23 protein-coding genes are annotated in these 26,043 nt (G+C 42.7%); 12 read left to right on the top strand and 11 right to left on the bottom strand.

Going from position 1 to position 26,043, the window contains the following annotated elements:
* Positions 1-224: 224 nt before the first annotated feature.
* The 3 genes from NST20_RS15635 to NST20_RS15625 all read right to left on the bottom strand — a co-directional run bounded on the left by NST20_RS15635 (position 225) and on the right by NST20_RS15625 (position 3,726).
* Positions 225-1,535, bottom strand: coding sequence for a transposase family protein (locus NST20_RS15635; protein ID WP_013858128.1), 1,311 nt, complete (start codon positions 1,533-1,535; stop codon positions 225-227).
* A 184-nt stretch (positions 1,536-1,719) separates the two neighbouring features.
* Complete coding sequence (locus NST20_RS15630; protein WP_342399796.1) at positions 1,720-2,055, bottom strand: stage II sporulation protein M; 336 nt, start codon at positions 2,053-2,055, stop codon at positions 1,720-1,722.
* A gap of 45 nt (positions 2,056-2,100) precedes the next feature.
* A complete protein-coding gene (locus tag NST20_RS15625; RefSeq protein ID WP_342399795.1) occupies positions 2,101-3,726 on the bottom strand; it encodes a hypothetical protein in 1,626 nt (541 codons plus the stop codon).
* Positions 3,727-4,265: 539 nt separating this feature from the next.
* On the opposite strand from NST20_RS15625, the gene NST20_RS15620 reads away from it, so the two are divergent.
* Entirely contained in the window at positions 4,266-5,720 is a 1,455-nt protein-coding gene (locus NST20_RS15620) for a transposase (RefSeq protein ID WP_342399540.1), read from the top strand.
* Between the two features lie 210 nt (positions 5,721-5,930).
* On the opposite strand, the gene NST20_RS15615 is transcribed toward NST20_RS15620, so the two are convergent.
* Both NST20_RS15615 and NST20_RS15610 read right to left on the bottom strand, forming a co-directional pair.
* Entirely contained in the window at positions 5,931-7,142 is a 1,212-nt protein-coding gene (locus NST20_RS15615) for a hypothetical protein (protein WP_342399541.1), read from the bottom strand.
* Positions 7,143-7,536: 394 nt separating this feature from the next.
* On the bottom strand, positions 7,537-7,875 hold the full coding sequence (locus NST20_RS15610) for an uberolysin/carnocyclin family circular bacteriocin (protein WP_342399542.1): 339 nt from the start codon (positions 7,873-7,875) through the stop codon (positions 7,537-7,539).
* Positions 7,876-8,287: 412 nt separating this feature from the next.
* Between NST20_RS15610 and NST20_RS15605 the strand changes: the two genes are divergently transcribed.
* Both NST20_RS15605 and NST20_RS15600 read left to right on the top strand, forming a co-directional pair.
* A complete protein-coding gene (locus NST20_RS15605; RefSeq protein WP_342399478.1) occupies positions 8,288-9,751 on the top strand; it encodes a transposase in 1,464 nt (487 codons plus the stop codon).
* Positions 9,752-10,810: 1,059 nt separating this feature from the next.
* Entirely contained in the window at positions 10,811-11,077 is a 267-nt protein-coding gene (locus NST20_RS15600) for a helix-turn-helix transcriptional regulator (RefSeq protein ID WP_342399794.1), read from the top strand.
* A 126-nt stretch (positions 11,078-11,203) separates the two neighbouring features.
* Here NST20_RS15600 and NST20_RS15595 read toward each other — a convergent pair whose 3' ends face one another.
* Complete coding sequence (locus NST20_RS15595) at positions 11,204-11,551, bottom strand: general stress protein (RefSeq protein WP_046721728.1); 348 nt, start codon at positions 11,549-11,551, stop codon at positions 11,204-11,206.
* A 149-nt stretch (positions 11,552-11,700) separates the two neighbouring features.
* Here NST20_RS15595 and NST20_RS15590 point away from each other — a divergent pair, with 149 nt between their 5' ends.
* From NST20_RS15590 to NST20_RS15580, 3 genes are all read left to right on the top strand, one after another.
* Positions 11,701-12,387, top strand: coding sequence for a uracil-DNA glycosylase (locus NST20_RS15590; RefSeq protein ID WP_026684560.1), 687 nt, complete (start codon positions 11,701-11,703; stop codon positions 12,385-12,387).
* Positions 12,388-12,837: 450 nt separating this feature from the next.
* Positions 12,838-13,095, top strand: coding sequence for a YwdI family protein (locus NST20_RS15585; RefSeq protein ID WP_061087044.1), 258 nt, complete (start codon positions 12,838-12,840; stop codon positions 13,093-13,095).
* Between the two features lie 171 nt (positions 13,096-13,266).
* Positions 13,267-13,638: a DUF423 domain-containing protein gene (locus NST20_RS15580; RefSeq protein ID WP_342399793.1), complete on the top strand. Its 372-nt coding sequence runs from the start codon at positions 13,267-13,269 to the stop codon at positions 13,636-13,638.
* A 39-nt stretch (positions 13,639-13,677) separates the two neighbouring features.
* On the opposite strand, the gene gerQ is transcribed toward NST20_RS15580, so the two are convergent.
* Together gerQ and hemQ are read right to left on the bottom strand one after the other, a co-directional pair.
* Positions 13,678-14,127, bottom strand: a complete 450-nt coding sequence (gerQ, locus tag NST20_RS15575) for a spore coat protein GerQ (protein ID WP_029143103.1) — start codon at positions 14,125-14,127, stop codon at positions 13,678-13,680.
* A gap of 160 nt (positions 14,128-14,287) precedes the next feature.
* Entirely contained in the window at positions 14,288-15,043 is a 756-nt protein-coding gene (gene hemQ / locus NST20_RS15570; RefSeq protein ID WP_342399792.1) for a hydrogen peroxide-dependent heme synthase, read from the bottom strand.
* Between the two features lie 140 nt (positions 15,044-15,183).
* On the opposite strand from hemQ, the gene pta reads away from it, so the two are divergent.
* Both pta and NST20_RS15560 read left to right on the top strand, forming a co-directional pair.
* On the top strand, positions 15,184-16,185 hold the full coding sequence (pta, locus tag NST20_RS15565) for a phosphate acetyltransferase (RefSeq protein ID WP_100228779.1): 1,002 nt from the start codon (positions 15,184-15,186) through the stop codon (positions 16,183-16,185).
* A 595-nt stretch (positions 16,186-16,780) separates the two neighbouring features.
* Positions 16,781-17,614: a biotin/lipoate A/B protein ligase family protein gene (locus tag NST20_RS15560; protein WP_013860779.1), complete on the top strand. Its 834-nt coding sequence runs from the start codon at positions 16,781-16,783 to the stop codon at positions 17,612-17,614.
* Between the two features lie 1,388 nt (positions 17,615-19,002).
* Here the strand turns inward: NST20_RS15560 and NST20_RS15555 are convergent.
* On the bottom strand, positions 19,003-19,713 hold the full coding sequence (locus tag NST20_RS15555; protein ID WP_017550339.1) for an RsfA family transcriptional regulator: 711 nt from the start codon (positions 19,711-19,713) through the stop codon (positions 19,003-19,005).
* A gap of 599 nt (positions 19,714-20,312) precedes the next feature.
* On the opposite strand from NST20_RS15555, the gene NST20_RS15550 reads away from it, so the two are divergent.
* Together NST20_RS15550 and NST20_RS15545 are read left to right on the top strand one after the other, a co-directional pair.
* The gene (locus tag NST20_RS15550; RefSeq protein ID WP_017552678.1) at positions 20,313-21,629 is read left to right on the top strand and encodes an HD domain-containing protein; all 1,317 of its coding nucleotides are present in this window, start codon (positions 20,313-20,315) and stop codon (positions 21,627-21,629) included.
* Positions 21,630-21,646: 17 nt separating this feature from the next.
* Positions 21,647-22,165 carry a hypothetical protein gene (locus NST20_RS15545; protein WP_019721043.1) on the top strand — a complete coding sequence of 173 codons (519 nt, stop codon included), beginning with the start codon at positions 21,647-21,649 and terminating at the stop codon, positions 22,163-22,165.
* A gap of 14 nt (positions 22,166-22,179) precedes the next feature.
* Here the strand turns inward: NST20_RS15545 and NST20_RS15540 are convergent, their stop codons facing one another.
* The gene (locus tag NST20_RS15540; protein ID WP_013860775.1) at positions 22,180-22,365 is read right to left on the bottom strand and encodes a 2-hydroxymuconate tautomerase; all 186 of its coding nucleotides are present in this window, start codon (positions 22,363-22,365) and stop codon (positions 22,180-22,182) included.
* Positions 22,366-22,511: 146 nt separating this feature from the next.
* Here NST20_RS15540 and NST20_RS15535 point away from each other — a divergent pair, with 146 nt between their 5' ends.
* Positions 22,512-23,174 carry a site-2 protease family protein gene (locus NST20_RS15535; RefSeq protein WP_342399791.1) on the top strand — a complete coding sequence of 221 codons (663 nt, stop codon included), beginning with the start codon at positions 22,512-22,514 and terminating at the stop codon, positions 23,172-23,174.
* Between the two features lie 30 nt (positions 23,175-23,204).
* Positions 23,205-23,717 (top strand): YwhD family protein, encoded by a 513-nt coding sequence (locus NST20_RS15530; RefSeq protein WP_342399790.1) that lies wholly within the window; start codon positions 23,205-23,207, stop codon positions 23,715-23,717.
* A 106-nt stretch (positions 23,718-23,823) separates the two neighbouring features.
* On the opposite strand, the gene NST20_RS15525 is transcribed toward NST20_RS15530, so the two are convergent.
* Positions 23,824-25,875: a transglycosylase domain-containing protein gene (locus NST20_RS15525; protein WP_342399789.1), complete on the bottom strand. Its 2,052-nt coding sequence runs from the start codon at positions 25,873-25,875 to the stop codon at positions 23,824-23,826.
* Positions 25,876-26,043: the final 168 nt, after the last annotated feature.

Below are 26,043 nucleotides of genomic sequence, written 5' to 3'. Positions count from 1 at the left end.
CAAAAATGCAATTACTTCTATAATCCCACAGCTCTGAAGAGTAAATTCATCAATTTTTAGATGTTTTATGATAAAATGACTTATCCACATTTAGAAAATTTTTCCATCTATTTTTTCTGCTTTCAAAGTCAAAAAGAGCCGAATTTGCAAATTTCTTTTTTAAAATTGTGGATAACTTCAAAAAAACCTTTTTTTACATCACATCCTTTGCTATAATATAACCATTAAGTAAACCTTACTTGTATTGGCTTACTTAAATGGGTGAAATCCTCGTCTGTTAAAATGCGTGTCCGAAACGATTCCAACAGATTTGAGGATTTTTCTTTTGCCGTTTTTTTGAGTGCTTTTAAGATTGACGAACCTTTTTCAAACAGCTGTCTAATAATATCTGTTATTTGAACTAATAAATAATGATTTTTCATGGCTGTGTAGTTTTGGCTATTGGCATGTTCTATATTGTAACGATTATTTTTTTGTTCGTTAAATCCTTGATTTTCAATCTTCCAGCGGCTTCTTCCTGCAGCGATGAGTCGTTCCACGTTCTTTTTCGTGATTTTAATATCCGTTATAAATACATACTCTTTCGATTTCCCATCCTCTGTTTTCATTGTGGCCTCCATCAGATTGACCGTTCTGTCTTTGTAGGCAATATCATTCACCCAAACTAATGAATTCTGATCCTTACTTTGTTCCAGCTCTTTTATTGCCTTAAACTCCGTCGAGATACTTTTAATTCTCCCTTCCTTAAATCTGCATATATATTTCCATTTGTGCGCCCTGCACAGATTAAATACCGTTTCACATGCATAGAGACTATCTCCCAAGATACAAATCGGTAGTCTTTTAAATATTTTTTTTATTTTCTTTGCCAGCCTGTCGAAGGCTTTTAATTCACAATCTTGCTTAGAAACATTTTCTGATTCATTTTCGATAAATTCGGAGGCAATACTGAAGACCATATCCCCCACGACAAGCTTGGCTTCAAGTACATGGTGCATATAAAGTACGTTCGTTTCTCCTGTTTCTTTATTTGTATATGCCCGTCTCAGGCAGTGTTTACAATGTTTCTCATGAAAGGTGTGTAATCCAGTTCCATCAATGATGACACCCCAGTACTTTCCTTCAATTCGATAAGACTCGAGAGACCTTTTTTTCAATAATTCTTTAATCATATACGTTCTAATTTTTTCTAATTCATTTACATCTAAGCCAGATAAAAAGTCGTTAATTGTATCATAATGTGGAAGTTCTTCAAGAGAATCTAAGCCTAACACCTTCCCTACATTTTTAATACATTCTTCTTTATTAAAACTCTCACTCATGTTTCTCATGGATTTTAGGCCGGTCATATTTTTCAACATCATCGTAAATAAAAGGACCTCTGGACCATAAGTGATATAGCTTTGATGTCGGTGGTCTGCTACCTTTTTTAGGTTATTCATCAGGTCTTTGAAAAAATGCTTCTGAATTTTAAGGAACTCGAAAAAATAATTTGCTTCTTTTTCACGATTTCTTTTTTCTTTTCTAGTAACCAAAATAAAAACCCCCTCAAAACAGCCAAGTTTAATTAGGGCTTGCTGAACGAATCAAATTTTAGCTTGTATTCGACTTGTCACTAAGCCATGCCAAAATATTCGTCCAGCAAGCTCTAATTATTTAAATTATTACATATTTAGCCGCATTTTTGGGGGGGAATAGTTAAATTATCACGAAAAATTTTTACTCCTCAGAGCTGATAATCCCATGTGGGATTATTCCGGTTAATACAGGTTTGAGCCCATGGTTTCTTATAATTGCAAATGAGAAAGCACCTAAAAAAACCCCATTATACCCCAAATATATTATACTAATTACACCCAAACTAATCCAACCTAATACCATGATTTTAAGCCCCAATGTATAATTATGAAGAAACAGGTCAACAAATCTTTGCTCATTTTCGGTATACTTGAAACTTAAAAATTTTGATAAGAATGCTCCGGTTATAAAACTAATACAATAAACGGCTAAAGAAACAAAAAAGTATTTTTTATATGTGGTAATTATATTTTTCATAAATTCTTAAATCCCCGTGTTTAGTTATTTTTTGTTTTAATAAACCTATTGACAGGACTGTTTGATTTTTTTGTAATCCTTGTTGCTGTAAACTACTTGTCCAAAAAGAGTAAAGGCGATAGCCAAGAAGGGGCAGAGCCAATAAATCCCCGAGATAAATTTGAACATCGCTATTATGATCAACCCTAATATTGTAAATTGGGTTACAAGCTTAGATAATACATTATTCGCTGTAGCAATTAAAGAGAATCCATCGAATTCATTCAGCCTGTTAATTTTGGGAGGATTACTTTTGCTAAGTAATAAAACAAAAACGTCATAATTGGTTCTAAGTGAGTATAAAACATATTCGTTTTTTATTGCATAAAAAAATGGAATTAAAATCAAAAAAGATAGACTTTGTTGAAACGAAATAAACAAAGTTGCAATAAAGAACAAAACCAAATGACAAAATAAATATATATTGATCGTTCTTTTTAATAATTCATATTTTGAGAATAGAATATCACTCTTTTTTATCTCATATATTTTAAAAATTTCCATCATAGAACATTCTTGTTCAAACTTAAAAATTTTTTTGTAGATAAAGCTTGTAGTGCTTATCGCTCCCTTCAGAATGGTGTGCAGCTGAAAAAACATAAAAATAAGGATAACGATGATATTATGAATATAAGGTGCCGAAGCCAATGAAATTCCTGTACTGACAGAAACTTCTCCTGTGATAAACAGGTCAAAAGGATTATTCGGTAATTCTTTTGAGTTTGCTTTTAAAGAATAGTAGTCAGCATAGGTATAATAGTGCCCCTTGTTCAATGTTTTATATAAAAAACCAAAGAAAGGCGTTTGATAATGAACTTCCTTCGTATCTTTTGAGAAAGCAAAAATGACAATACTAATGATGAATAGCAATACCACGGTTAAAGTAGCCGTGAAAATATGCATATGGCCAACAAACAAGGCTGCTTTTTTAAAAATGATAAACAAATTTGAGCTTAGAAGTATTTCTTTTGCTTGATTATTTAAATTTGTGATGGCTTTTAATTTATATCCATAAGTGGATATGTTACGTCTTGATTCATAAATGATTTGCATGAAGATGGAAGCAACGGTATAAACGAAGCAGCATAACAAAGCTTTTGTTGTCAGGTTTAGCACAATGCGGAAACCTTTATGATAAGATAGCGATTTTCCAAGTAAATGAATACAAAACAGGAGCAGTTCGAACAAAATCACAATCAATATGTACTTCGTTCCCATCCTGTGTAAATAAAAAAACACCCCAAACGGCACGATTTTGGTTAAACTTTGCACCATGCTAACCATCCAGTCAAGCAGTATAACCTTTTTCATTAAATTGTTATTCTTCCCGAGATACCTGCTAAAATGATAGACTAGGTACCTTTCATCTAACGTTTTTCTTGTTGTTAGAACAGCTTTCACTTGGTCCCCAACAGTCAGAATCAGAGCCGCTCCAATAAGAATATGCTCATGGCCCGGTAAAAAGATTTTGCTTAAACCAGAAATTAAAAATAGTGATATACAGGCTTCGAACAAGAAGCTCAATAGTATATATTTTTTCGTGCTTTTTAATTTCAAAATTTTTTTCACTAAAAATCCCCGGGTTGAGTATGTATTTATGATATATAGCATAACGAGCTTCAAAATTCCCATCAATAACAACTCCACAGTTTTAACAAAAAATGCTTTTTTAACAGCCGGGACTGCAGATCCTGGCGGTTTGAGTTTTTACCAAGCATCGCTTTCTCACAGGGCACGTTTCTTACGGCAATTCCAATGGCTTGCTGGACAAACCGGAAAAACAAAATGACAATTGCGAATTCTTATGACATATTTTTATTTTAGAGCCTTTGCCAAAATGCTGTATCTCCTGAAGCAGTAGGCAGTCAGACAATTAAAGATCGTGGATTTATTCCACTATAGAAAAAGGTATTTGCACGAATATTATGACAAGTATAAAAGAAAAAATGGTGAGTTTTAATTTCAGTGGATAAATTCGCTTATTATCAATATCTGAATTTTTCCATTTCAGTCGGTTTTAGACGAGTTTTAATAGATTAGGCTACTCATTCCCCTGGTAAATATTGTAAAATGGAAAAACATAATTATTTTTGAAAAAAAAGTGCCATGAAAGTCACTCCTTTGGTAAGATATAAGTACTACCCAATATCCAGTATCCAAGGAGTGATTTCATGACTACTTCTATTCTAACACAAACCAGAGATTTATCAATACAACAAAATTTGATTCCCCACAATTGGCAAGACTATGCCGATATACCATTTGTCATTCCAGCCATGTGTTTCCCATGGGAGATTTTTAAGCCGATTGAACGAGAATACTACACCCTTTTATATTTGCACCTAAAAAATGAAAGAGCACATGATCCTTCTAATGAAATACAACCGGCACTATTTTCAATAACGGAGGAAGAAGACAAGTCTGCGTCTTCATTATTTCGTCCCTCTCCCGCAGGGAGAAAACCGCATCCTTTCATGCCCTTTTTTCGTGCTTTTGAACTGGCCTCTTTACAGTATATTGAAGTGATGGTGGAGAGTGTCTATTTGCAAGTGAAATCAAACCCGCTATTTGCCACCATGTGTGGATTTACGGAGAAAATTCCGAGCTACCGTTCCTTTGCTCGTTTTGATCAAATCATGACAACAAATGGTCTTTGGGAAAAAGCCCGGCTATTGGTTGTTGAATATAATAAAGGGGAAGGCGTGGTTGAAACGAATGAGGAAGCAGCCGCCGTGGATACATCGCATATAGAGGCAGAAGCAACCTTGAATAAAACAAGGAAGACGTGTTCTTGTGAGGGTGATTGCGATTGCCCCAAAGTCCTTACGGACGACAATGTAGGGGTAATGCGTAAAAGTAATGCAGTTTCCTATATTGCGCATAAATTATCAATGGTATGCGGGGTGAAATCCGGCTTGCCTTTGACGCGGGAAGTATTCAAAGGAAATACACCTGATGGGAAAACATTAGAAACGACATTGGAGACGTTTAAGGCGGAGCACCCCGAGATGGCTGAGCAGTTGGACTTTATCTTGGCAGATGGAATCTACCAAACGCCGGAAAATCAAAAAGTGACAAAGGACGTATTACAGGCGAAATTGGTGGCACCCATCAACCCACGGAACCGTAAAGATAAACCAACTTCCGCCCGGGGAATTGAAAAAATCAATCGGTACGGCACCCCCATCTGTATCAGTGAACATAAAATGGACCTTAGAGGATCTGATCGGGAAAAGGGGCAATATATTTACACTTGTCCTGTATTTCATCCAAATGCTAGGCAAGAAGGACTCACCTGCCCGCTGTCGAATCACGTGGAATGTTGTAATGGGGCAGCACAAGGAAGAGTATTTCGGCTGGACTTTGATCAAGCGCCTCAAGTAGACGTCGAGTTGCCCCAACATGGGCGGAAATTTAAAGTGTTATATAGTGCCAGAACGATCATCGAACGAATCTTTGGCATTCTAAAAGACGGATATAGTCTCCGTCGTGTTCACAAGCGTGGAAAACAGGCAGTTGAAGCGCATGTGGATCGTTGCATGATATCTATGCATATCATGGCAAATATGGCGTATCATCAGACAGGAAAGGCCAATTGTGGATGGACACGCCATCGACTGAATTAAGTTATTCACAGGTGGATATGTGAATAAGTCAAATGCAGCGTCTCCTTTCCACAAAGGGTAGTGAAAAAAACCCATTTTGTGAAGGCAGGATACGTATGCCCTTTTTTGGAGAAAAATAGCCATTTTATTTTTATTAAATTTAAAAATCTGGAAGAAAAGGCAAAAAACGAGATAATTAATTTTCCAGAGCCTCGCTCAAGGGTATATTTTTTATTTTGGCAGAGGCTCTGAAGAAAAAGTACTGAATTTCATTAACAGGAAACTGACGAGACAAATCATTTGTAATATAATGACAAAGATACATCCTTCGTAGATATGTTGAAATGTTTTTGCTTTACTTGATTCCCCGATTTCATAGAAATGCTCCCAGTTCTTTTTTGGATACAGTAAAACACTACTTGTTTGAATAAGGCTATATAAATAACCGTTACACAAAAATATAATAAAAAATACAAAATGAAGCAGAATGAAATAAGGTTGCCAGAAAAAAGAAATAAAGGTTAGAAAAATCGTTAAAAACCAAACAATAAGATTATAATTTCTTAATTTTGGTTTTGCTAATTCCCATAAATTAAATACATTAGAATAAAAAATATGGTAATTTTTTAAATCTAATTCAACGGAAAGAATCATTTTTATTGCATCTCCAACAAGCTGATAGAACAATGAAGAAATTAAAAAAGCGGAAATAATCGATGCTTGAACAGGATAGCCACTAAAGTATCTTAAGATAAAAGGGAAACCAAATCCAAGAAAAAACATAACCAAAAATAGCATGTTGCCAAGATTTCTAAAAAAGAAACCATCGATTCTTAATAAAAAAGCTCTATCTTTATGTAAGATACAATAAAATATTTTCTTTTTATTTGCTAGCGGTATTGTGTTTGAGTAAACTCGATTATTTAATTTCGTGTACTCTATTAAGTCGAATCTCTCTAAAGTTTTGCTCCATATTATATATACAAGCACACATGAAACCGCCAAAATTGAAACAATGATTAGGTCGGAGGAAATGTTATTTTTACAAATTACTTGATAAGGGTTTGCCACTTTAAAATAATAAAATATCTTAGTATGGGATAATTTATACAGGGACTGTACAATATTAAATTTATTCAGCAAATAAAATCCGAAGAAGCCAATAATCACAGGTACCAATAGGTTAATAATTAATGCAATTATTTTTATAATGAATGATTTTAATGCTCTTGACCATAAAATTGATAAAATATATGGAATGTAAGAGAATAACAACGAAAAGAAAAAGTTAACAAAGAAATACATAAGTAATATGAGAAGCAAATCAAATATACCGATAATTGAGTTTTGGGTTAGGTTTAAAGCTAATAAAACGGGTATTAATATTAAAATACTTGTTAGCATTGCTTTTTCAATAGTTTTATATACTAAAACAGATTTCAACTGAACAATCCTAATCCTTCTATTTTGATGGATTATCTTTCTTTCATCTTTTAAAAAATAGTCTCTATTGTTTTTGAAAAAACTTAGGGACGAAGCGATTTGTTCAATGAAAATGAATACCAACAGTAACTGTAAATATGTATGTGGGAGCATGTATTTCTTACTAATATAAAACGACAAAATAAACACTAGTAATGAAGTGAGAAAGATAAAGGATAATAAAGCATAAAAGGCCTTTTTAACCCCAATATGATTCAGATTCCAATCGTCTAATTTTTTTCTTGTCTTTGAGAGCATATTAAATTTCACAATATAATACAGTATACTATAATTATTATTTTTCATAAACTCGTCAACTCTTTCTTCAAACTAAAAAAAGGGGAGGCAATGCTAATTACCAAGCTGCCGCGTACTTTTTACTGTATTTTTTTGCCAACCTTTTAGCAGTAGCGACAACAGCGTAAGAGATAGCTCCAGCGCCTGTAACAACACCAATTAAAGATATAATTGATGCAATCGTTGAAGCAGTATCGATAATATCGATAGCCTTCTTTGCTGCGGCGGTGGAAATGCCAAGATTGCTTGCTAAGTAAGCATTGCCAGGCAAAACTGCAGTTTGATGAATAGTGATTTGTAGTGTACTGATATACGCAACCGATGACAGAGTGGCGAGTACCAGCCCAATTACCACAAACAGAAATACCCTTTTTTTGTTAGATAAGCTGTTTACCATACATTTCACTCCAATCTTAATTTTTATATATATAGTTTAATAGCCCCCCATTATTAAACTATATAATTTAGAGCCCTTGCCAAAATGCTATATCCCCTGAAACTGTAAGCAGTCAGACAATTAAAGGTCGTTGATTTATTCCACTAAAGAAAAAAGACGTTTGTAGGAACATTATGACAAATGTAAAAATAAATTGTGAGTTTTTGATTTTAATGGGGTAAATTTATTTATTATAAGTGTCTAAATTTTTCCACTTTGGTCGGTTTTGGGCGGGTTTCAATAGATTAAGCTACTCATTCCTGTGGTAAATATTGTAAAACGGAAAAGGATGATTTTTTTTGAAAAAAAAGAGCCATGAAAGCCACTCCTTTGTTAAGATATAAGTACGACCAAATATCCAGGGAGTGATTTCATGACTATTTCTATTCTAACACAAACCAGAGACTTTTCAATACAACAAAATTTGATTCCCCACAATTGGCAAGACTATGCCGATATACCATTTGTCATTCCAGCCATGTGTTTCCCATGGGAGATTTTTAAGCCGATTGAACGAGAATACTACACCCTTTTATATTTGCACCTAAAAAATGAAAGAGCACATGATCCTTCTAATGAAATACAACCGGCACTATTTTCAATAACGGAGGAAGAAGACAAGTCTGCGTCTTCATTATTTCGTCCCTCTCCCGCAGGGAGAAAACCGCATCCTTTCATGCCCTTTTTTCGTGCTTTTGAACTGGCCTCTTTACAGTATATTGAAGTGATGGTGGAGAGTGTCTATTTGCAAGTGAAATCAAACCCGCTATTTGCCACCATGTGTGGATTTACGGAGAAAATTCCGAGCTACCGTTCCTTTGCTCGTTTTGATCAAATCATGACAACAAATGGTCTTTGGGAAAAAGCCCGGCTATTGGTTGTTGAATATAATAAAGGGGAAGGCGTGGTTGAAACGAATGAGGAAGCAGCCGCCGTGGATACATCGCATATAGAGGCAGAAGCAACCTTGAATAAAACAAGGAAGACGTGTTCTTGTGAGGGTAATTGCGATTGCCCCAGAGTCCTTACGGACGACAATGTAGGGGTAATGCGTAAAAGTAATGCAGTCTCCTATATTGCGCATAAATTATCAATGGTATGCGGGGTGAGATCCGGTTTGCCTTTGACGCGGGAAGTATTTAAAGGAAATACACCCGATGGGAAAACATTAGAACCGACATTGGAAACGTTTAAGACAGAGCACCCCGAGATGGCTGAGCAGTTGAGCTTTATCCTGGCAGATGGAATCTACCAAACGCCGGAAAATCAAAAAGTGACAAAGGATGTATTACAGGCGAAATTGGTGGCACCGATCAATCCACGGAACCGTAAAGATAAACCAACTACCGCCCGAGGGATTGAAAAAATCAACCGGTACGGCACTCCCATCTGTATCAGTGGGCATAAAATGGAACTTAGAGGATCTGATCGGGAAAAGGGGCAATATATTTACACTTGTCCTGTATTTCATCCAAATGCCAAGCAAGAAGGTCTCACCTGCCCGCTAGCGAATCACGCGGAATGTTGTAATGGGGCAGCACAAGGAAGAGTATTTAGGATAGACTTTGATCAAACGCCTCAAGTAGATGTCGAGTTGCCTCAACATGGGCGCACATTTGAAGTGTTATATAGTGCCAGGACGATCATCGAAAGAATCTTTGGCATTCTAAAAGACGGATACAGTCTCCGTCGTGTTCACAAGCGTGGGAAACAGGCAGTTGAAGCTCATGTAGATCGATGCATGATATCTATGCACATCATGGCAAATATGGCGTACCATCAGACAGGAAAGGCCAATTGTGGATGGACACGCAATCGGCTGCAAAGAGCAAATTAAGTTATTCACAGGTGGATATGTGAATAAATAAAATGAGCGTTTCCTTTCCACAAAGGGTAGTGAAAAAAACCCATTTTGTGAAGGCGGGATACGTATGCCCTTTTTTTGAAGGAAAATGACCGTTTTACTTCTATTGAATTGAAAATCTGGATGAAAAGGCAAAAAAACCGGGATAATTAATTTTCCAGAGCCTCGCTCAAGGGTATATTTTTATTTTGGCAGAGGCTCTTAATGAACTGGCAGTTGTTGTCAACGAAAATTTTTTTCGGTATGACCGAAATCTTTTTTCGGCATCCCGTAAGATGATAGAGGGATCCCGGACCAATTAAGATGCTTCATACTGATTTTCGGATGGAAAACTTCTGAATTGAGGGTTGTGCCATTCCCGGTTTTGCCCTTCTTTCGTTCCTAGGACATAACCGGACAAACATGTCCCTTGTCAATGGAATGATATTTTCATAACATACATTTAAGGCTGAAAAATATGGAGAAATAAATGATATTGTGGTCTTGTAACGCTTTCTAGTTGTGAGCATTCATATTTACAAAATCGAGTGCGGCATTAAAGGGAATAGTTGCACGTGGTGTAATACGTTTATTCTCAATTCAATTGTATTCCAGGTATAATATATTTTTGGAGAGAGTGATACTGATATGCCGAGATGGCAAAGAATTTTGTGGGGGATTTTTTATTTGTTATTGATACCAATTCCATTGCTCTTTTTTTATTGGGATAATATTTTAGGTTTATTGGGAGGGGCGTTTTTACTTTATTTCGGCTATTATATCTTTTTTAGAAAACCACCTTCAGTTTGAAGAGATACTTGAATGTCCAGCTTAACAACCGGAAAATAACGCAGCTTTGAATTCAGTGCTTAAAAAATCCGGGTATAACAGGAATATCGAAAAACTTTTTCGTTGACAACAGCTCATGGTTTATTAAAATAAAAAGTATCAAAAGATTTCGTGTTTAATTCGAATTCTAAATTGATCGTTTTGTATTTTGTGCAGCAAACCGTGTGTGTTTTATTTTGAATGATAAATGGGGTGGGGCGGCTGATGCAAGATAAACAATATCATTCGGAGGAGGTGCCTTTACAAAAAATCATAACCGCCGAAAATGTTGGTTTGTTCATAAAAACGGCCAGATTGGAAAGAGGATTGACCCAAAAAGACCTGGCCGGCGATACTTTATCCGAGAGAACGATTCGGAGGATTGAGAACGGCCAGGTATTGCCCAACCTGTTTACCTTTTTTTACATACTATACAGACTCGACTTACCCATTGAACGTTTTTTGTATTTTTTAAATCATTTGTTTTTATAGCGATTAAACACTTTCCGCGCCTGAATGAGTTGTTGCTGCCAAAAGCTATGCATCGAAAAAGTGAGAGCCACTTAGCCTGATAAAAGCAGAAAAAGCCGGCTTAAGGAACGCCGGCCCGGTCCGGTCTTACAGCAGGTGTTCAGGCTCCTCCTGGTTATCCGTGGCGATGACGACAACGCGCCCCTCGTCGAGTACTTTTTCATACTGTACGGCTTCCATCTCCGACAGTCCGAGCGACTGCATTTTCGAACGCAGTTCATCCCCACGCTCCCTGAACAGATTGCCGACCGAATCAATGACCCCTTGTTCTTCCATGCCGACCGATCCCGTTTCCGTTGCATCGGTTAAATCTTTTGACCGGTTTTTGTCATGCGAGAAAATATAAATATTGTCTTTCGAAAATCCTTCGTTTTCAAACTCTGTTATCTTATTCGTCGCTTCGAGCCCGTTTTCGACAACTTCTACTTTATGCATCTGTTTTCCTCCTTCCGAAAAATGGTGATGATTCTGTTTGACATTTATATAACCGCTTCCTGCCGTCCTTAAACAAAAAAAGTTTTACAGCCGCCGGACAGGGAAACTGTTAAAATTATAGTATAAGAAAGAAAGGGGCTGTAAATGGAATGAAGGACATTTTTAAAAATGATTGGGGCCCGCTTTTAAAGGAGGAATTCCAAAAACCATATTATTTAAAATTGAGGGAGTTCCTCAAAAAAGAATATGCAACAAAGCGGATCCATCCTGATATGTACGATATCTTTAATGCCTTCCACTATACGGCTTACCGGGATATTAAGGTTGTCCTCCTTGGCCAGGACCCTTATCACGGACCGGGCCAGGCACACGGGCTCAGTTTTTCAGTAAAGCCGGGGGTGGATATTCCTCCTTCGCTCCGGAATATTTTCAAAGAGCTGCATGACGACCTTGGATGCAGGATTCCGCAGCACGGGTGCCTGGTCAGCTGGGCGAAGCAGGGCGTGATGCTGTTAAACACCGTGTTGACTGTCAGGGAGGGGCAGGCCCATTCACACCAAGGAATGGGATGGGAAATTTTTACAGACGAAGTAATCCGGAAAATCAATGCGAAAGAAACACCTGTCATTTTTCTGTTATGGGGGAGGCCTGCGCAGAGCAAAAAAGCGCTGATCGACACCAACAAACATTTCGTTTTAACCGCTGCCCATCCAAGCCCGTTGTCCGCCCATCGCGGTTTTTTCGGGAGCCGCCCGTTTTCAAAAACCAATAATATTTTGCGCAAGTTGGGAGAAAAAGAAGTGGACTGGCAGCTACCGGAACAGGAAAAGATATAAAACGCATTCCATCGCGGAAATCCGACAATGTTCCACGTGAAACATGGCGATTTTTTTGCAAGGTATGACAGCGTTCCGCATTGTTCGGATAATTGTCCTCTGTTAAAATAAATGTAAGCAAACGACAAATGCGGGCCAGCAAAGGAAGGAAACATTGTCAGGACCGGCACCCTGCAGCCATGATGCGATCGGAAGTCATGAACCTAGCGATTACAAATTTCAGGTTGGACGCCTATGCTACAGGGAACGCATCACAGCAGCGGGATGAAAACAAATTTTCAGGCTATATAAAATGAATAAAATATCGCAGTTCTGTTGCCTTCGGAAAAAATGTCATCGTGCAAATGGAACGCGGGCTTGGGGGAAAAACTTATATTCATTGCTCATACTTTTTTGCAGTAGGCAACAGATTTCATTTATTTTATATAGAAATTAAACAGAGGTGCGGAGATGTCCATTACAACGGAGATGCTTTTGAAAAAAATGGAGCAGGAATTGGCAAAGGCAAAACAGGCAATGCCGGCGGAACAATTCAGGGAGCATATCTATGCGGTAAAAGCTTTGTGTGAAGTTTTATTGGAAAGCGGAAAGGCGGTACAGCCAGAAGAGCCATTGCCTGCCAGTCCTTCTGTGCCGAAAACGGTGCTGAAACCGGAGCCGTTGAAAATGGAAGGTGGTGCAAACGGAGACTCTATTTTTGATTTTTAATCGCAAACAATTGAAACAAGCGTCCACCAAAGCGGGCGTTCCTGTCTTCTCTGCAGCTTCTTATACGGTTTGTACACCTATCATGGTATCTAGCTTTTTATCATGAACATTTATGTTGACTTGTTTTTAAGCTTCTACAGCGTTTTACATTAAAAAATGGGAGTGCATCGCATGAATATTTTTGTTTTTTTGGGAGCACTGAACGCGTGTATATCTGTTGCGCTCGGGGCTTTCGGGGCCCACGGGTTGAAAGGGATCATGGATCAGAAGTATCTGGATATTTGGGAGACCGGCGTCCGTTATGAAATGTACCATGCGCTCGGATTGATTGCGATCGGCATTCTTTCCGGCACCCTCAAATCATCCGCACTGCTCAGCTGGTCAGGATGGTTGATGCTGATTGGCATCGTCCTTTTCTCCGGCAGCCTTTATGTTTTAAGCTTAACGAAAATCAGTGTGCTTGGTGCGATTACGCCAATCGGAGGCGTCGCGTTCCTTGCTTCCTGGATACTGCTCGGCATAGCGGCGGTAAAGTGGATGTAAGAAAAAACAGCCCGGTTTCGGAGCTGTTTTTTCTTTCGCTTATCCCCGTGGCGGATAGGTTGCCAGCGGCTGACCGGCCTGCGTTGTGCTGCCATATGGGTATTCATATTCAATTTCTTCAGAGAAGACAACATAATCAACATAGACCATCGGGATTAAATAACGCTGCCCGGTTTGCGGGTCACTGAGAATGACATGGTCCCGTCCGGCAGCTTCAATAATGCCATTGAACACTTTAGCATTCCATTCCCGGTTGTTTTCAAACGTGGCGTACAGCGTGACCAGTTTTCCTTTATTCAGCCGCAAAATATTTTCAATATACGATTGTTCAAGCGGAAGCTGGCCGGGCAGGTTCTGTGAGGGTGCCTGCGCTTGCTGCCCCCCGGGAACCTGGTACGGCGGATAATATCCTCCGTAATAAGGCTGTGCGGACTGCCGGTAATAATAAGGATATCCGTATACGGGCGGTGTGTAATTGCCGTTTTCCAACTGATTTCCCCCTCCATTTTGCATATCGGTCTGCCCTGGTTTTTGTAAAATGCACAAAAAACAAGGGCATTCACTACATTTATGTGTATGCCGGCCGGAAACGGGTTATGCTTAAGATCTCTCGTGAAAAAATCCTTCCAGCAGGCTGGAAGGATTTTTCTTAACCAATATGCAAATAGGAGGTTAACCGTTCTTCGTCAAGCAGGCTGCCGACATAGAACGGGCCGAATTCTCCGTACCTTGCGCTGGCTTCGTCAAACCGCATTTCATAGACGATTTTTTTAAACTGCAGGGCATCATCGGATAATAAAGCCACACCCCATTCGTAGTCGTCAAGCCCGGTGGAACCGAGAATATATTGTTTTACCTTGCCGGCATATTTGCGCCCGATCAATCCGTGGCTTTTCATTAACTCCTTGCGTTCCTCCATTGGCAGCATGTACCAGTTGTCATTGCCTTCGCGCCGTTTATCCATCGGGTAGAAGCAGAAGTATTTAGATTTCGGCAATGCCGGGTAGAGACGCTCCCGGACACGTGGATTTTCATATGCAGACTCGTCCGCTTTCCCGCCGCGCACATAGTTGCTCAGTTCATTTACACCGATGTACGAATATGCCGGAATTGTAAAATCAGCAATCCTTAATTTATTTAAGGCTGTTTCAATTTCTTCGAGGTCTTCCAGGGCCGGCCGCATCGTCCATAAAACAAAGTCGGCTTTCTGGCCGGTGATGGTGTATAAAGCATAAGCCCCTTCGTGTTTGCTTTGGATGGCATCCAGTTGCTGAAGAAATTGCCGGAATTCTTTCACAGCCGCATCCCTTTCTTCCGCAGGCAGCGCCTTCCAGCCCGCCCAGTCGAGAGAACGGAAATCATGCAGTGAGTACCAGCCATCCAGTGTTTCTGCTGCTTCGCTCATTTTTTTCCCTCCAAATGTTTTTCTCTTCCCTTACTATAACACAGGTTAGAAGAAGGAAAAAATATTACGGCTGCCGCGAAATTGTCTAAAAGAAGCCTTCTTTTGCCTTTGATTTTCCGGAAAAATGGATTATCCTTAAAATGGATACCGTTATACGAGGAGTGTTGAGCGTGAGTACATTTTTTGACGGGATAAAAGAAAAAGTGCGGGGGCACAACAAAACGATTGTTTTCCCGGAAAGTTCGGATGAAAGAGTTTTAACAGCTGTCTCACGGTTTGCATCCGATGAAGTGATCCGGCCGGTTTTAATCGGGAACAAGGACGAAATCCAGGCAAAAGCACGGGACATCGGTGTTTCCGTCGAGGGCGTTGCAGTGTATGACCCGGAAGACTATGCCGGTTTTGAAGAAATGGTGCAGGCTTTTGTGGAACGGAGAAAAGGCAAGGCGACGGAGGAAGATGCGCGCCAAATATTAAAAGACGTCAATTATTTCGGCACCATGCTTGTCTATTTGAAAAAGGCGGACGGTCTGGTAAGCGGTGCCATCCATTCGACGGCTGATACAGTCCGGCCGGCATTGCAGATCATTAAAACAAAGCAGGGCGTGAAAAAAGTTTCCGGCGTCTTCATTATGGTGAGGGGCGAAGAGAAATTTGTTTTCGCAGATTGTGCAATCAATATTTCACCGGACAGCCAGGATTTGGCGGAAACAGCCGCGGAGAGCGCAAAAACTGCCCGGACATTTGATATTGAACCAAGGATTGCGATGCTGAGCTTTTCAACAAAAGGCTCCGCCCATTCCGATGAGACGGAGAAAGTGGCGCAGGCTGTCCGGTTGGCAAAAGAACGCGATCCGGAGCTTGTGGTGGACGGCGAGATGCAGTTTGATGCTGCGTATGTGCCGGCTGTTGCACAAAAGAAAGCGCCGGATTCCGTGATTCAGGGCAATGCAACCGTGTTTATTTTTCCAAATCTGGATGCGGGGAATATCGGTTATAAAATGGCCCAGCGTCTTGGCGGTTTTGAGGCAGTTGGCCCGATTTTGCAAGGGCTGAATGCGCCTGTCAATGATTTGTCGCGCGGCTGCAATGCGGAAGATGTTTATCATTTGGCTTTGATTTCCGCGGCACAAAGTTTGTAAGGGAGTTGCCAGGCTTCCGGCTGTTGGGTGGACAAAGTTTGGAGGAGAGCGGGTTGATCCTTGGGAGCAGCCCGGCAGGCAAATTGCCGGCAATGTCCGCGTCCGGCAGCATTGTAATTTTTTTAACAAAATGAAATAAAACTGTGTATCCATGCCGCAATGATTCGGCATGAGCGGAAAAGTGGCAAACAGCCGGCACAGTAGTAAAGCTGTTGGACATTGCGGGGGAAAATGGCCTTTGGTATGTGGCCGGGACTCCTCTTTTCCGGCTTGCACCCCCCGGAAGCGCCGGGGATTAGAGTGCTTGCCTTCTTTTGGTTTGGCTTTTGCATGATGCCAAACCTTTTTTTATGTTTTATACGGCCGGAGGGAAGGCATTTTATAATGGAAGAATTTGGGGAGAAAAGGGAAAAGGCTGAATTTGATCGTATTGGGAATTTATGTGCAGCCGGGGCAATTTTTACTAAGGCATGCGATAGCCGATGGTTCAGCACTGCTCTCGAATCCTTGCCAATAGAGGGGTTTCGAGAGTAGCTTTTTGGTAGTCAATCCGGCATGATATGATAGTAGTAAAATAAATGGGGGAAGGATCAACATGGAAGAAGCGCTGCAATTGCTGAAGCAGCCCGAGTGGCGGGTGATGGACCAGTCCGGGTTGGGCCCGCAGTTTGAAGCGGCCCAGTCATTTGCGATGGACGACACATTGTGCACCTCTGTAGGGGCAAACGCCTCCCCGGCTGTTGTCCGGACATGGGTGCATCACGACACCGTCAGCCTGGGCATTCAGGATACAAAATTGCCCTTTTTTGAGGAGGGGCTGGCTGTTCTTAAAAATAGAGGATTTCGGTATATTGTCCGTAATTCAGGCGGGCTTGCCGTTGTATTGGATACGGGCGTGCTGAACATTTCGCTTGTTATGCCGGATACGGAAAAGGGGATGGATATCAACCGCGGATACGAAGCGATGTTTAAGCTGGTCCAAATGATGTTTTCGGATTTTCCGGTTGTAATTGAAGCGGGGGAAATAGCAGGCTCGTACTGCCCGGGGAGTTATGATTTGAGCATTGGCGGGAAAAAATTCGCCGGCATCTCCCAGCGGCGGGTCAGGAGAGGGGTGGCTGTCCAGATTTATTTATGCGTGACGGGCAGCGGCGCCGACAGGGCAGAACTCGTTCAGGATTTTTATGAGCGGGCAAAACAGGGCGCGGAGACAAAGTTGCAATACCCGTGTGTCCGTCCTGAAGTGATGGCTTCTTTGTCGGAGCTTTTACAGGAAATACTCACGGTCCAGGACGTTTTCATGCGGCTTTTGCAAACGCTGAAGACGCTGGGGAGCCGGCTTGTGTCCCGCCCGCTTTCGGAACAGGAAACAAAATGGTACGGCAAATATTATGAACGCATGCTGGAAAGAAACGCCCGGTTTTTGTAAAGAATGGATGATAATGGGCCATTCCTTGATCTGATGAAAGACATTCTTGAGGTGTGGCCGGAGTCCATTGTCTTCCATGTGCGGGATGAAGGACAATTTAAAGTGGCGGTAGCCCGTTTTTGTCTTTCATCGGGCGAGTGAAGGACATTTGGAGGTTGTGGTGAGATTGTTTTGTCCTTCATGGGGCGGATGAAGGACATTTGGGGCCGGTGATGGCCTCTGTTTTATCCTTCATGAAGCGGATGAAAGACATTTTGAAGCGCGGCGGGTTGGCATTGTCTTTCATAAAACGAATGAAAAACATTTTTAAGACGTGGATCCAAAAAGACACTTGGACGGCGACCAAACTTTCCTTTTAGGAGCATTTCAAAAAGGCAAAAAACATTCGTGTCAGCCAAACCGACCCCCGATAGAAGTTTCAATTAGACAAAAGAACAAGCGGGTCATGTTAAACTGTCCAATTAGGATTTCCAATTGGACAAAAGATCTGCCTCTGCCATGTGTTTTGGCCCTTTAGAGTAGATCAAAAAGACAAAACGCATCTGGAAATCAGCCCAATTATCCCTTAGAACGTTTCAAAAAGACAAAAGATGCTGGGGAGACATGCCAATTGTCCTTTAGAGCGTCTCAAAAAGCCAAAAGACACCTTGGTAGCGTCCAAACTGTCTTTTAGAACATCTCAAAAAGCCAAAAGGCACCTGGAAATCATCCAAACTGTCCTTTATAACGTTTCAAAAAGACAAAAGATGCTGGGGAGACATGCCAATTGTCCTTTAGAGCGTCTCAAAAAGCCAAAAGACACCTTGACAGCGTCCAAACTGTCTTTTAGAACACCTCAAAAAGACAAAACGCACCTGGAAATCGTCCAAACTGTCCTTTAGAACGTTTCAAAAAGACAAAAGATGCTGGGGAAACATGCCAATTGTCCTTTAGAGCGTTTCAAAAAGACAAAAGACTCCTTGGTAGCGTCCAAACTGTCTTTTAGAACATCTCAAAAAGCCAAAACGCACCTGGAAATCGTCCAAACTGTCTTTTAGAACGTTTCAAAAAGACAAAAGATGCTGGGGAGACATGCCAATTGTCCTTTAGAGCGTCTCAAAAAGCCAAAAGACACCTTGACAGCGTCCAAACTGTCTTTTAGAACACCTCAAAAAGACAAAACGCACCTGGAAATCGTCCAAACTGTCTTTTAGAACATCTCAAAAAGACAAAAAGCGCCTGTGAATCAAACAAACTGTCCTTTAGAACATCTTAAAAGCCAAAAGGCACCTAGGGAACGTCCCAATTATCCTTTCATGCAACAAAAGCCGGGAGATTGCCGGCTTGCACGCCAAAAACCCATTGAGCATGCACCGCCCAATGGGTTTTGTTGTTTGCTCGCCCGGAACTTATTCTGCCAGCTTTTCGAGGTTGCCGTTGCGGTCCATTTTGAACTTAGTCGCGCCGGTTTCGTCTTCTTCGAAAAGGACGTATTTTCTCGCGCGGTTCATGATTTTCATCAAGGTTTCGTAGTCTTCCTGCATGGTAACCGAACCTTCTTCGAGCTCTTGGACACGTTTTTTCAATTCTTCCGTTTCCTTTTTCAATTCCTGGTTTTCGTGCTTCAATCTTGCATTCTCACTTTTTAAAATCGTGCTTTGGAATTGCGTATTGTTCAAGTATTGCAGATAGCTGATGACCTTGACAAGGCTCATATCCCCGTTGCTTTCGGTCGGCTGTGAAACTTGCGGGCTGCCGTTTTCAGCTTCTTCCCCGTCCGGAGCCGGTTGTTCTGGAAATTCAGCAAGCGGCATTTCGCCAATTTCCTCGAGTGTTGGAACCGGCGGCTGGTACAGCAGTTTCTTTTTCCCGCCCTGGTCTTTTCCAAGCAGGCGCTGGCGTTGTTTGCGCTGTTTTTTTGCAAGCTGCAGCGCCTGTTCGTAATTATGGCGGACAACCGCATTCCAGCGGAAACCGCAGGCGGCGGATGTACGGTTCAGCTTATCGCCGACTTCCTCAAAAGCATTCAGCTGTGTGCTTCCTTCGCGCACGTGGCGGAGCACTGTTTCCGCCAGCAACAAATCATCTTCTTCGCTCCACGCATCTTGGCGTGATTTCATTCTCATTACCCCCAAATGTAAATTTTTTGTTTGTACTAAGAGAATGGACAAAAAACACGCAATTTATACCAATATGGTAAAAAAATAATAGAATTTTAGCGCGCAAACGGATTTTTGCTTTCGACAACACAGACAGGCGGGTACACGGGGGAAGCCAAAAAGCCCCGTTAGCGTCTGCCCGGGCACGGATAAATGCAAGGGGTTTAAAAAGCGCAGCCACACGCTGGCGGGGATTGGAAAATATGGCAAGAGAAGAACGGGTTTCCTAATTAAAAAGTGCAGCGCCACAAGCTGTGGGCATGGAGACCGCCAATGCTCTCCAACCACCTGGCCGGTTTAAAAAGTGCAGAGTCAAAGCTGGTGCGAGCCGCTGTTTTACGCTTACCGCGCCCGGCCGGTGTTAAAAAAATGCAGCGCCACAAGCTGGTTCCCCTATAGAAACGGCAAAATCAAGCATTTTCGAAAGAGGCGGTCTTCCATCGGGGGGTATTCATTAGCCCCCGGGCATTTCCAAAAGCTGCCCGTCCGCATATAACAAGCTTTTTTTCTCGGGCTTGTCCCGGTATAATAGAATTACGACATCAGGAAGAGGGTAAAGCATGGAATACGCCAAACGTAAGCTCAGTGAGGAAAAAGTGTTTAAAGACCCTGTCCACCGCTATGTCCATGTGCGTGACCGGGTGATCTGGGACTTGATCGGAACAAAAGAGTTCCAGCGTTTGCGCCGGATCCGGCAGCTCGGCACGACTTACCTGACTTTCCACGGGGCGGAACACAGCCGTTTCAGCCACTCGCTCGGCGTCTATGAAATTGTCAGGAGAATTACAGATGATGTTTTTAAAGACCGGGTGAACTGGAACGGAAAGGACAGGCTGCTGTCGCTTTGCGCTGCGCTTTTGCACGATCTTGGCCACGGCCCGTTTTCCCATTCGTTTGAAAAAGTGTTCGGTATGGACCATGAGGAGTTTACAAGGCAAATCATCCTCGGGGAGACGGAAGTCAATGAAGTATTGCGGCGGGTCGGCAGAAATTTCCCGAAAAAAGTGGCGGAAGTGATTGCGAAAACTTCAGAAAACAAGCTGGTGGTCAGCCTGATTTCAAGCCAGCTTGATGCGGACCGGATGGATTATTTGCTGCGCGATGCGTACTATACAGGGGTCAGCTACGGCCATTTTGACATTGAACGGCTGCTCCGCGTCATGCGCCCGCATGAAGACCAGGCCGTTTTTAAATATAGCGGCATGCATGCGGTCGAAGATTACATTTTAAGCCGTTACCAAATGTACTGGCAAGTGTATTTCCACCCGGTGACAAGAAGTGCGGAAGTGATTTTAACAAAAATTTTGCAGCGCGCGAAAACGTTGTACGATGCCCGTTATCCGTTCAAACACGGGCCCAGCCATTTCCAATCGCTTTTTGAAGGCAGGCTTACCCTGCGAGATTATTTAAAGCTGGATGAGCACATCATGCTGTATTATATTGAAGTTTGGCAGGAAGAAGATGACCCGGTTTTGCGGGATCTTTGCGCCCGCTTTGTAAACCGGAATCTGTTTAAATACATTGAGTTTGACCCGGCAAAAGAATTTAAGGTGCACAGCCGGCTTGAAAAGCTTTTTGAAGAAGCCGGGATCGACCCGAACTATTATTTGGTCATTGATTCGTCTTCAGACCTTCCGTACGATTTTTACCGGCCGGGCGAGGAAGGGGAACGGCTGCCGATCAATTTGCTGATGCGAAACGGCGACCTGAAGGAATTATCAAGGGAATCGGATATTGTGGACGCCATTTCGGGGAAAAGAAGAACGGATCATAAATTGTATTTTCCGCTTGATTTGATCGAAGACGAAACGACACACGGGGAAAAGAAAAGGGAAATTGCCGCTTTGCTGAAACTGCCCCGGAGTTCGGAAATTTAGTCAGGAGTGAATGGTTTGTGTTAGAAGATCATGTGAAAATAATGGGTGCGCTTGCCATAAGCGGAGAGATTGTCGGGCGTAAAAAGCTGCAAAAAATGATTTATATTGCGAAAAAGTTATCCTTCCCGTTTCAGGAAAAATTCGAGTTCCACTTTTACGGCCCGTATTCTGAAGAGTTGACGCTTAAAGTAGAGGAACTGACCAATCTCGGGTTTGTAAACGAAGTAAAAGAGAAAAAAGGCGGATATGTCCAATACCGGTATACGGTGACAGACGAAGGCCGGGAATTTCTGGAAATGTACGAACCGGATCTGCCGGGGCTAGATGCGTGCTTGGCAGAAATGAACGGGCAAAATGCGCGTTTCCTTGAACTTGTTTCAACCGTCATGTATTTTGACACGCTTCCGAAAGAGGAAGTAAAAGAGAAAATCTTTACATTAAAAGCGAAGCAGCGTTATACAGAGGAGGAAATCAACGAGGCGTACGATTACATAGAAAAATTGAAAAAAATCGCCAGGCCCGTCCAGCAGGCTTAGCGATTTTTTCTCCCTTATTCGTCGCTTTTGCGGACGCCGCCGACAGCATAATGGTTTTTTGACATTTCTTCAATAAAAACGGTAATGTTTTCTTTCGGGGCGCCTACGGTTTCGCTGACCGCGGCCGTTACTTTTTCGACCAGCGCTTTCTTTTGTTCGTCTGTACGGCCTTCCAGCATTTTGACAGTTACATATGGCATATGGTGCATCTCCTTTTGGATGTTTTCATTTAAAAATTGTAAAGTCTTTTTTGCCCGCCTGCAAGTGGCACTTTTAAAACAAGTGAATACCGAATGAAAATTTTGTATACTATAGTCAATATATTGTTTTTAAAGGAGACCGGTACGTGGAACAATTACAACAGTTTTTGGCATATCCGTTAAGGGATATCCCGATTGTCGCGGCGGTGCTGATCATTGCTTTTACCGTCCATGAGTTTTCCCATGCTTATACAGCTTATTTGTGCGGCGACCCGACTGCCAAACGCGAGGGGCGGCTGACATTGAACCCGGCGCAGCATATTGACCCGCTTGGCGCGCTGCTTATTTTTGTCGCCGGCTTCGGCTGGGCGCGGCCTGTCCCAGTAAACCGCTACCATTTCAAAAATCCGCGCCTGACAGGGGTGGCGGTATCTTTTGCGGGCCCTGCCAGCAATTTTTTGATGGCGTTTATCGGGGAAATCATCTTTTATGTGCTGGTGGCAACCGGGCTTGGCGCAGGCCTGCCATGGTTTGTCCTTTCCTTTTTCAATTATTTTGTCTGGCTGAATCTCGTATTGTTTATTTTTAATTTAATTCCGCTTCCGCCGCTGGACGGGTACCGGATCATAGAAGATTTGGTTTCGCCGGGGGTACGGGCAAAATTGACGCAGTACGAGCAGTACAGCATCGTTGTATTTCTGGTCCTTTTGGTCACGCCGCTTGGCCGGTATACGATCTCGCCGCTGCTTAACAGTGCGGTTCCGTCGATTATGAAGGGATTCCAGACCATTGTTTCCGTATTCGGATAGATTGCCATTGAGAGAAAGGGGATGTGCAAGATGGCTGAAAAAAAGAAAAAAGCAGAATTTAATATTATTAAAAATGCGCCGACTGACGGCCATAAAAGTTTTGGCACCGGGGCGCTGAACCTTGAAAATGTCTCGCCGGTGATCATTGATGTCAATGAAGGCACGGCGGTTGTCGATATTGGGGCGATGCATGCAAGGAGCGCCGTGGAAAAACGGGTGAGATTTTTCCCCGACCGTTCGGAAGTCCCGGAAGAGGGGGCAAAACCGTACTGGCTTGTGTGGGTGACAATTGAACGCGGCGAAAAAGGGCCTTATTATCACGGGGTGACAGCCTGCGAAATGGTGGTCAACAAGGAAAAACGCCGCGGCTACAAATCGCTGCCGGAACATGTCAACCGCCTCGACAAGTCGATGAAGGGCCATATCATTGTAGACCATATGGACGACCGGTCCAAAAAAGTGCTGGCAGACTTTTTAAAAGGCCACAGCAGCGAGATGTGGAACTTATCCAGCGATGAATTGAAAGAAGCATTAAAGGCCTGACCCCGCGCATTTATTTTTGCGTAAGGAACCGGCCGAAATTTCACGATGCATTGAAGGAGCAGGAAAGGCCTGACCGCACAGCGGCCAGGCCTTTCTGTTTGCTGTTTTAAAAAAACGGGAACAGTTTTTCAAGCCAGTTCCGGTGCTTTTTCGGGTACAACTCATTTTCTCCTGCAGCGGGATGTTTGCTGCAGGGCTCGGCCGGTTCGGTACCGGATATAAAGTATGTCAGCCTTGCCACCGGGCAGTTAGCGGTTGCGATTTTCCCGGTGGCAGGATCGATTTCAACACCGGTTACGCCTTTGGGCGGCTTAAATTCCGTTACAGGGCGCCCGTCAAGCGCCTTTTCCATAAACCGGGCCCATATTTTTTTGGCGTACATTTTATCGGCGGCCAACGTGATTTCCTGCCCGTTGTCGTATCCGACCCAAACGCCTGATACAAGCTGGGGCGAAAACCCGATCATCCAGCTGTCCGTGTTGGTGGAGCCGGATTTGCCGGCGTACGGGCGGGTGAGGTTTTTGACAATGGAGGCGCCGGTGACACGGGCATAGCCGTTCAGGCGCTTGTCAAACATGCCGGTCATCATTTGCGAGGTGACAAACGCCGCCGCTTTGTCCAACACCCGTTCTTTCTCGTGTTTGTCGTATGCATACAGGACGCGGCCTTTATAATCTTCCACTTTTGTGATGAAAACAGGCCCGTTTTGAGTGCCGCCGTTTGCAAGCAGGCTGTAGGCGTTCACCATATCGAGCAGGTGCACGCCGGATGTGCCGAGCGCAAGTGACGGCACTTTTTCCATTGGGGTTGTAAGGCCGAATTGTTTTGCGGTTTGGACAAGCACATCCTGCCCGAGCAGCAAATGGGTTTTCACGGCGTAAATATTATCTGAAACGGCGAGCGCCTGCATCATCGTAATGTCCCTATTGGCATACTGGCTGTTGAAATTATGCGGCCTGTATGAAGATCCGCCCGGCCGGAAAACGGTCGGTTCGCTTTTGAGCATCGTTGCCGGCGTGAATCCGTGGTTCAATGCAGCATAATAAAGGAGCGGCTTCATGGTGGAACCGGGCTGGCGCGTTGCCTGTGTGGCGCGGTTAAAGGAACTTTCCGCATAATCGCGGCCCCCGGTAAGTGCGGTTACGAAGCCGTTTTTCGGATTGATTGCCGCAAAACCGAGCTGGATTTGCGAAGATGCCGGAATGATTTCCTTCACTGTTTCTTCGGCAATTTTTTGCTGCTTCACATCAAGGGTGGTATATACTTTTAATCCCCCGAGCGCAATCGTCCGGTCATCAAACCCGAGTTTTGTTTTCAGCTGTTTTTTCACAAGGTCCTGGAAATAAGGGGCGATCCGGTTTGTATCCGGATCCGCTTTTTGCATGATTTTTACCGTTTCATTGGCGGCTGCTGCTGCTTGTTTTTTTGTAATATAGCCGTTTTTCACCATCGATTGCAAAACAGCAAGCTGCCGTTTTTTCGCTTTTTCCGGCGAAATGACAGGGGAGTAGACTCTGGGTCCGTTTGGAATCCCGGCAAGCATGGCGGCTTCGGCAAGTGTCAGCTGTTTGGCGCTTTTCCCGAAATAGTACCGGCTTGCGGCTTCAATCCCGTATTTTCCATGCCCGTAATTGATCGTATTTAAATAGCCTTCCAGAATCCGGTCTTTGCTGTAGCTGGACTCGAGCCGGACCGTGTAGAATGCTTCCTTTAATTTTCTTTCCCATGTTTTATCAAGCGTTAAAAACAGGTTGCGGGCGTATTGCTGGGTAATGGTGCTTGCGCCCTGCACCTTTCCCATTGCTTTCATATCGGCAGCGACCGCCCCGGCTATGCGCCGGTAATCAAAGCCGTGGTGATGGTAAAAGTTTCGGTCTTCGATTGAAATGGTCGCGTCAATGGCGTTTTCGGAGATGCCGTCAAGCGGCACCCAGTATCTTTGCTGGCCGCTGTTCGACTCGCCGATTTGTTTGCCGTTTTGTGCATAATAAAGCGTTGATTGCGGTACGGACAGCGGCGGCGGACCGAGAATTTTTGCATACAGATAGACAGCTGCCGTTAAGGCAGACAGCAGGATGGCGAAAGTAATCAGGGCAAACAGTATCAGGCGCAGGCCCCATTTGGCTTTCCGGATCTTTGGTGTTGTCTGTGTCTCCATCATCCGCACCTCTTTTTCTCCTTATTTCTTTAGTATTTAGTAAGAGAGGAAATTTTAAACACTGGAACCGAAAAAAGGATGATGGGAAGGGTGGCCCGCTGTAAAAAGATTCTTGCTTTTTTTCGGAATTTCACTATACTTTTTCCATGTGTCCGAAATTGTGAAAAA

It is taken from the genome of Weizmannia sp. FSL W8-0676, from assembly GCF_038593015.1.
GTDB lineage: Bacteria > Bacillota > Bacilli > Bacillales > Bacillaceae_C > Weizmannia > Weizmannia coagulans.
This window is presented reverse-complemented; position numbering and strand designations above follow the sequence as displayed.

What these genes read in the sequence shown, in the direction of transcription:
- NST20_RS15530 (WP_342399790.1), top strand. Translation starts at nt 23,205, where the DNA reads ATGGCTGAAAAAAAGAAAAAAGCAGAATTTAATATTATTAAAAATGCG.
- NST20_RS15625 (WP_342399795.1), bottom strand. Translation starts at nt 3,726, where the DNA reads ATGGGAATTTTGAAGCTCGTTATGCTATATATCATAAATACATACTCA.
- NST20_RS15585 (WP_061087044.1), top strand. Translation starts at nt 12,838, where the DNA reads ATGTCCATTACAACGGAGATGCTTTTGAAAAAAATGGAGCAGGAATTG.
- NST20_RS15590 (WP_026684560.1), top strand. Translation starts at nt 11,701, where the DNA reads ATGAAGGACATTTTTAAAAATGATTGGGGCCCGCTTTTAAAGGAGGAA.
- pta (WP_100228779.1), top strand. Translation starts at nt 15,184, where the DNA reads ATGGATACCGTTATACGAGGAGTGTTGAGCGTGAGTACATTTTTTGAC.
- NST20_RS15560 (WP_013860779.1), top strand. Translation starts at nt 16,781, where the DNA reads ATGGAAGAAGCGCTGCAATTGCTGAAGCAGCCCGAGTGGCGGGTGATG.
- NST20_RS15630 (WP_342399796.1), bottom strand. Translation starts at nt 2,055, where the DNA reads ATGAAAAATATAATTACCACATATAAAAAATACTTTTTTGTTTCTTTA.
- NST20_RS15555 (WP_017550339.1), bottom strand. Translation starts at nt 19,713, where the DNA reads ATGAAATCACGCCAAGATGCGTGGAGCGAAGAAGATGATTTGTTGCTG.
- NST20_RS15605 (WP_342399478.1), top strand. Translation starts at nt 8,288, where the DNA reads ATGACTATTTCTATTCTAACACAAACCAGAGACTTTTCAATACAACAA.
- NST20_RS15525 (WP_342399789.1), bottom strand. Translation starts at nt 25,875, where the DNA reads ATGGAGACACAGACAACACCAAAGATCCGGAAAGCCAAATGGGGCCTG.
- NST20_RS15540 (WP_013860775.1), bottom strand. Translation starts at nt 22,365, where the DNA reads ATGCCATATGTAACTGTCAAAATGCTGGAAGGCCGTACAGACGAACAA.
- NST20_RS15580 (WP_342399793.1), top strand. Translation starts at nt 13,267, where the DNA reads ATGAATATTTTTGTTTTTTTGGGAGCACTGAACGCGTGTATATCTGTT.
- NST20_RS15620 (WP_342399540.1), top strand. Translation starts at nt 4,266, where the DNA reads ATGACTACTTCTATTCTAACACAAACCAGAGATTTATCAATACAACAA.
- NST20_RS15595 (WP_046721728.1), bottom strand. Translation starts at nt 11,551, where the DNA reads ATGCATAAAGTAGAAGTTGTCGAAAACGGGCTCGAAGCGACGAATAAG.
- NST20_RS15610 (WP_342399542.1), bottom strand. Translation starts at nt 7,875, where the DNA reads ATGGTAAACAGCTTATCTAACAAAAAAAGGGTATTTCTGTTTGTGGTA.
- NST20_RS15600 (WP_342399794.1), top strand. Translation starts at nt 10,811, where the DNA reads ATGCAAGATAAACAATATCATTCGGAGGAGGTGCCTTTACAAAAAATC.
- NST20_RS15550 (WP_017552678.1), top strand. Translation starts at nt 20,313, where the DNA reads ATGGAATACGCCAAACGTAAGCTCAGTGAGGAAAAAGTGTTTAAAGAC.
- hemQ (WP_342399792.1), bottom strand. Translation starts at nt 15,043, where the DNA reads ATGAGCGAAGCAGCAGAAACACTGGATGGCTGGTACTCACTGCATGAT.